Raw genomic sequence first — 6759 nt, forward strand, 5'->3', positions numbered from 1 at the left:
AACCATTTCTATTTAAGTACATTTAATGATTATGTAAATGGGAGTCAACAAGCAGAGCCTATTTCAGCTGAGATTTCTTTTTATGAAGAGGTGCAACAAAAGACCATCTCAGTAATTTCGAGTAATGACATCAACTTAACTGAAGACCCTGCATATGCTGCTAGTAATGGTAGCGAGCAGAGCGTATTACAGCCTACTTCAAATAAGCCATCAGCTAATGGTAATAGCTATAATACTATTGCATCATTTAATCATCCACTGGCGCCAAACCCAAATGTAGCGATTCAAAAGGGTGACAAGAATATCAAGATGCTTGAGTATATGGTATTTGAGCCGATTAAGAATGAGGGTGTAGTTTACCCACAATCACTAGCCGAAGTTGATCTAAAGAATATGTGGATTGTATATACGCAAGGATATGATCCCTTATTGTGGTGTACGGATGATGACCATGAGCTGGGAGAATCTGGAAACAGTCCAAATGATAATTTGAGTAATCTGATGGAGTTCCCCAGCGCAAAGACAAGTGAAGATACCTTGGGTATAGGCACAGGCTATGAAGGCTCTGGTTCGACAAAACATGAGAGCCAAACACAGGGAGTTTTTGCAACCAATCGTTGTAGTCCGACAGTTGAAGGTGGAGTATCGGCGCCGATTCAAGCAGCTTATACGGTGATGGATATATATGGCAATGTATTTACGTATCCGTACCCAAGTAAGTTAGGTGGTATTTAATCAACTGATCAAAAGAGTGGAATATGAAAAATTATCAAGCAAAATTTATTACTTATATCACAGCTTTAAGCTTAGCGCATTTAGGTATGGCAATGCCGCAGATGAAGAAAAATGCCGATAAAATGATATCCAAAGATGCATCAAGTCAGATGATTAAACATGACCATAAACTTGCAATAAAGGCTAGTCAAAAGAATGGCATTGTTTCAAATGCATTTAACTACAAAAGTATGATGTCATTTTCGATTAATAAACGCACAGGAACAGAGAATTTTTCTATTCCATTAGCACATTTTTCAGGCCCAACTGCTTATCCCTTTAGCCTTGCGCTTAATTATAATCAAATGCAAAAAGGGCGCTATTACCTTCCAAGCTTACCAGGCAAAGGATGGGGATTGGCTTTACCCTATGTTGATACCTCTGTTTATCCAGTACTATTGCATTTAGCAAATGGCTCATCCTATCAATATCTTGGGGATAATAATAGTGGTAGCAACTTAAAATACTATAGTCTAAAGAATCTACGCTTCATCGAAGCAAGCGCTAAAACACCGATTACTAATCCGTGTGATCCTTCTGACACAAGTCAATATGCACTTATTAACATTAATGGTGATGAGACTTATTTTAATCATTTGGGTGATGTTCAGTGCATGGTAAATAAAGAGCAGCAAAGCATTCGTTTTAACTGGGATGATGTAAACGGTAATATCGACCTTACAAACAGCAATGGTCAAAAAATTGAAATAACAAATGATGATGGTGCTTTATATATATTACAGCCAGGTTATAAGGTACCAAGTAATGGAGGGGGGACTTATCAGGCGCCTCATGTGATGAAATTAAGCAATAACAATAATGAATTTGATATTGCACAGTATTATCAGTCACCACAATCACCTTCAACGCTTATTACTAACGCTGAAATTGTTGATTACAATGCTCAAGGTATTGTCACGAGTATCGATTATGATATGGATAATAGTACAAAGAAAGAGGTGTTTTTTACACCAAAAACATTTTCTTATGGTAATAACCAATCGTTTACTTATATTAATAAAGTTGCTATTGATGATGGTAATGGCAGTTTATTAATGAACGCAAGTTATTATAATATCAATGTCGATGCCGACAATGATAATACGTTTATTGGTGATATTCAAAGTTCAGTGTGTAACACGCTGACAACAGATTGTGTATTAACAGGTGCTGATGGCACATCTTATACTTATACGACACAAACAGCATCTCCCAACCCAAAAGGTGAGGGTGATATTGTAACCCTTAAAACCTATAACCACGCACACTTATTGATCTCAAGCAAGTCGTATACGTCTTTAAATACGCAACCTCCTTTTACTTTAGGTCATCAAATAACTGATAATGAATACTGGTATGCCGGCCAATGTCACAATATCTATGTAAAAGAAAATGGCCAAGAAATACAAAAGCAAATCTGTGGTAATCAAGCCTATGAACCAGATTATGACACCTTATCACAACGGGCGAATTACCAAAGTCCGGTGCGTATTGAGTCAACGGTTTTTAACCTTCCTAGTGATGGTACAGCACAGTATCCGTATCAGCCTGGAAGTAACACAACAGTTCAAGAGATGCAATATAATGATTTTGGGCAAAAAACGGCAGTTACGATCTTAAATGGTAAAGGTCAGCTTGTGCAGACAAAAGCATTTTATTATGATGACCCATCAAGTGGGGATATGGATCTTAATCATCAAGATTATGGTCTTTTGACAAAAGAAGTGACTACTTCTTACAATACCGATGCAACAAAAGGCAGTATTGGTCAAATCAAAACGATTCAACAAGTCATTAATCAATTGACCTTAGATAATCGCCAGGTGCAAAGTACGACCAAATTTTATTGTGCTACCCAAGGTGGGCAGAACAGTTGTTTACCGAAAGCACAAAAAGTCACAAGCTATACCTATGAGCCTGTGTATGAAAAAGATGGTAAAACCTTAAATCCATTAAGAGGATTAGCACTGACACAAACCTATACATGGCCAGCTGGTGACACGGAAAAACATCAGTTAAATGCAGTGACAACCAGTTATCAGTACTTAGGTCTTAGTGGACAACCATTAACACAAACAGTGAACTATAAAGTTTACAGTGGTGCTGGGAATTGGACCACTCAGTCGGTGACTTATCCTAATGTAAGCGAAGTGCTTAGCATGCAAGACAATAGCAATAGTTATCCAAGCATTAGTTATATTAATAATGTCAATGGTAAGGTAATTGAAAGTGGCACAGATGTGACAAGTCTTCCAATCTTTGTACATTTTGATAAGCCAAACGAAACACCGCAAGAGTTAACACAAGCGACAATGACGAGCGATCTTTATGATAGCTTAGGCCGCCTAGTAGACAAGACCTTACCAAATGGTCAAGCATTGTATATCCAGTATGCGACGGATGGTAGCTCACTATCTGAATATGGAGATTTATCAGCCGCCAAATCAAAATCAAAGAATAAAAAAGCCTCGGATACAGCTGGCTTTGAGATCTCGTCAACACCAATAAAGCAGATCAATGTAGATGGGTTAGGAAGAACAACATCTGTTTATGTCAATGATAATGTTGCCTATGGTGTATTTGATCCGATTGCAGATATTGAACAATCAAGTGATAGCTATAGTTCTTCCACGGGCAAATTGGCAACTCAAACAAGCTATCTGGCCAATTCACCACTGGTGGTCAATAGTTATCAATATGACTCGATGGGGCGTAAATTAAGTGTCACTCAAACTTGTTCAAACAATTTAGTTTGTGGTAAAGCCACTTATGTATGGCATAGTGATTACCAAAATGCACCAGTATCAACGCATGTGCTGGATAGCAATGATATTAAGCATTCCTATTTTGTTGAAAATTGGGAAAGTATTTTGGGTAGCAAACGTCCATCAGATGGGGTTAATGTCGTAAGCACGGTTAAATATAATTCATTAGGAGAAGTAACTTCTAAGAAGGTATCTGCGTTAGATACAATGAATGCCATTGGTAACACACAGATGTCAGTTGCCTATCAATATAATAATTTAGGTCGTGTGATTGCAGAAACACAAGCCGGTAAAACAGCTAATTATAGCTATAATGCAGCAGGACAAGTTTCATTAGAGAACTTAGTTGATACAGAGCAAGAGTTATCAACGCCTGAGCTAAAAAGCAAACTCGTTGTTAAAAATGCACCGAATGTTACAGTGAAGTCATTTTATAATTTACTTGGTCAGCAGATAACCAGCGAGAAAGAAAATGATGTATATGCTTCATCGACTAAGAATATGTACGTCTCACCTTTACATATATATAACAATCTAGGTGAGCTATTAGCCGTTGTTCCTTATAAAGATCCAGCAAATGCAGCTGTTGATCTTGCTAATGTAACAACTGGATTAACAGCGCAAACTTGTAATGCTACAGTTTTTGATTGTGCACATATGGTTAGTTATAGCTACAATAAATTTGGTCAAGTTTATCAGGTTCATAGCTGGGGGGGGATTAACCACTGGAGTTTTTATAATACCCAAGGGCAAAAAATAGATGCTTGCTACACTAAAAACAATGACGGTTTGGGGGAATATGGCTGTTATCGTGACGATGCTTATGGTCAGGTAAACTATTTCTACTATCCACAAGATGCAGGTGCTTATGCAGGTAAGTTATGGATGATTGCAGGTACGCCGAATATGAAAAAAGGTGATCCAAGCCATCTAGTTGAAGGCAACATCGTCTACACGTACTATCCTGATGGTGAGTTAAAATCATTAAGCTATCCAGTACCTGGTTCACATAATAGTGAGCATAAAACCATGCACTATCAATATGGTGCAGCAGGTAATGAAATTGCCGTAACCACCTATAATGGCGACACGATTAACTATGCATATCAGTTTATTAATGGGCAGTGGCTAATCAAAAATGCAACACAGATGCACGCTAAGAGTATCGCAGGTAAAGTCAATTATAGTTATTACAGCTCAGGTAGATTAGATAATACAGCGGTAACAACTAATGGCTTGACGACTAATACTGTAGATACGTATACAGCACTTGGTCGCCTGTATCAGCAACAAAGAGTGATCAATATGCCAAAAGCTGCAGCGCATAACTTAACAAATACATATAGCTATTATCCAAGTGGGGATTTAAAAACAAAGGAGCTACAAGCAAACTTCTGTTTAAACAATCCAAAAGACATGAGCTGTACACCGGATATCACTAAAACATATTCGTATGTGACAGGTGCATTGCTTAATGTCAAAGAAAGTGGTGCTAACAGCGTTCAGCCACAAAATACGTTTGAGTATAACGCATCAGGTAATCTCAATAATGTCAGCACTGAAGACAACGGCACAACGGCTAAGTACTACACATACAATAATCTAAACCAAATAACAGGTATTAATAACACTCAAAGCTAATAATGGGGTAAAAAAATGTTAAATAATAAATCTAAGCTATCTATTGGCATGGGGATGTCATGTCTTTTAATTACTCAAAGCATGGCGTATTCGTTAGATAGTATTAAATCGATCAATAATCAAAGTGTAAATCATCAGCGAGTTTTGGTTAGCTCAGCGATTCATTATAATGCCAATGGCAATATGTCTACGGATAATAAAGGGTCAAGTTTTAGCTATAATGCGGCGAATGCGCTAACACAAGTGAGCCTCGCCTCAGGTGCTAAAGAAAGTGAGTATTACTACGCCAATGGTCTGCGCGCTGTAGCGCGAAGCAATACTCAAGTACTTGTGCATTACTATTCACGCAATAACGCGCTGTTGAATTCAAGTGATGGTACACAACAATCATCCGCGTATTTAATAGCGAATAATGTGGCGGTGAGAAGTGTTAATGGCAATGCAACCGTGCTGTTACACAATCGTCACGGTTCGGTCATTGCTCAGTTGGGTGATAAACCACAGTTTTATCAATATAGTGTGTATGGGGTGCAGAGGACGGAAGACGGAGGACAGAGGACGGAAAATGGCAGTGACACGTTAGATCTTGCAACTAATCCGCTGCGATATTCCGGTTATATGTTTGATCCATTGACTGGTTTGTATTATCTCAAAGCACGTGATTATGATCCAAATTTAAGAAGCTTTATCCAAGCCGATAGCTATGCTTTTAATAACCAAGGATTAATCAATGGTTATTTCTATGGTAATAACAATCCATTAATGGGGGTTGATCCAAGTGGGCATGATTGGTTTGAAAAAAATAGTAAATGGTTAATGCCTATCATAGGTATTGGTATAGGGTTTATTGAAGGAGGGGTTGCATTTGGGTTAGCTAAATTACACACTGAATCACCCTCACCCATACCGAAAGTTAGAGAAGAAACTACTTATTTTAGATCTAAGGAGAAATATGGTGAATTTCATATAGCTATGCTAACTCCTGTACAAGAAGCATCTGTATCTCTTCATCATTCCCCTGTTCCTGTTGTTAAAGCACCTCGAGAAATGCTGGAGAGGGAAATAGGTACTACTAATGTTCAAGGACCGTTTCATCCTGGTTTACAAAAGTATGAACTACATACATATTCTCAGAATCTTGAGCAGCAATTTGAGACTCATAAGAAGGCTATAGAGAGTTACGCAGATTCTATCTTGAAAGAAATTCATCTATCGTATGTTGAAGCTATGAAAGACAGCTCTGATACAATAACACATGTTGATCAACTTAATACTATATATGATCAGTATAATAAGGCCGGCGATATAGACGGCTTATACAAAGATGCAAAAATACAGAGATTTATAGCTAATTACATTGGAGGCGCGACAAATGCTCATACGGCTTTAGAAGCATTAGAGTCTGATAATATAAAATTTTATAGAGGCCTTAGGGCCGCCATCATGACAGTCCCTCGTTCCCATTATTTCTAGGGTTAAAGAGTAGAAGTTTAGATCGATCTGAAAATTGTTTCTTTTTAAATTTTATAGGTATTTATAAATCATTTTTGATATTTATCTAACGCCATGTTCAACTTTT

Annotated in this window: 3 protein-coding genes; all 3 read left to right on the forward strand. The window is 37.7% G+C overall.

The features are described from left to right. Nucleotides 1-735: hypothetical protein (locus DNK85_RS09985; protein ID WP_162896666.1), on the forward strand; the 735-nt coding region annotated here is incomplete at its 5' end. A gap of 23 nt (nucleotides 736-758) precedes the next feature. Further along, nucleotides 759-5180 (forward strand): hypothetical protein, encoded by a 4422-nt coding sequence (locus DNK85_RS09990; RefSeq protein WP_119329425.1) that lies wholly within the window; start codon nucleotides 759-761, stop codon nucleotides 5178-5180. A gap of 15 nt (nucleotides 5181-5195) precedes the next feature. Next, nucleotides 5196-6653: an RHS repeat-associated core domain-containing protein gene (locus DNK85_RS09995; protein ID WP_119329426.1), complete on the forward strand. Its 1458-nt coding sequence runs from the start codon at nucleotides 5196-5198 to the stop codon at nucleotides 6651-6653. Nucleotides 6654-6759: the final 106 nt, after the last annotated feature.

The sequence above is a fragment of the Cysteiniphilum halobium genome (assembly GCF_003574425.1).
Taxonomy (GTDB): Bacteria; Pseudomonadota; Gammaproteobacteria; order Francisellales; family Francisellaceae; genus Caedibacter; species Caedibacter halobius.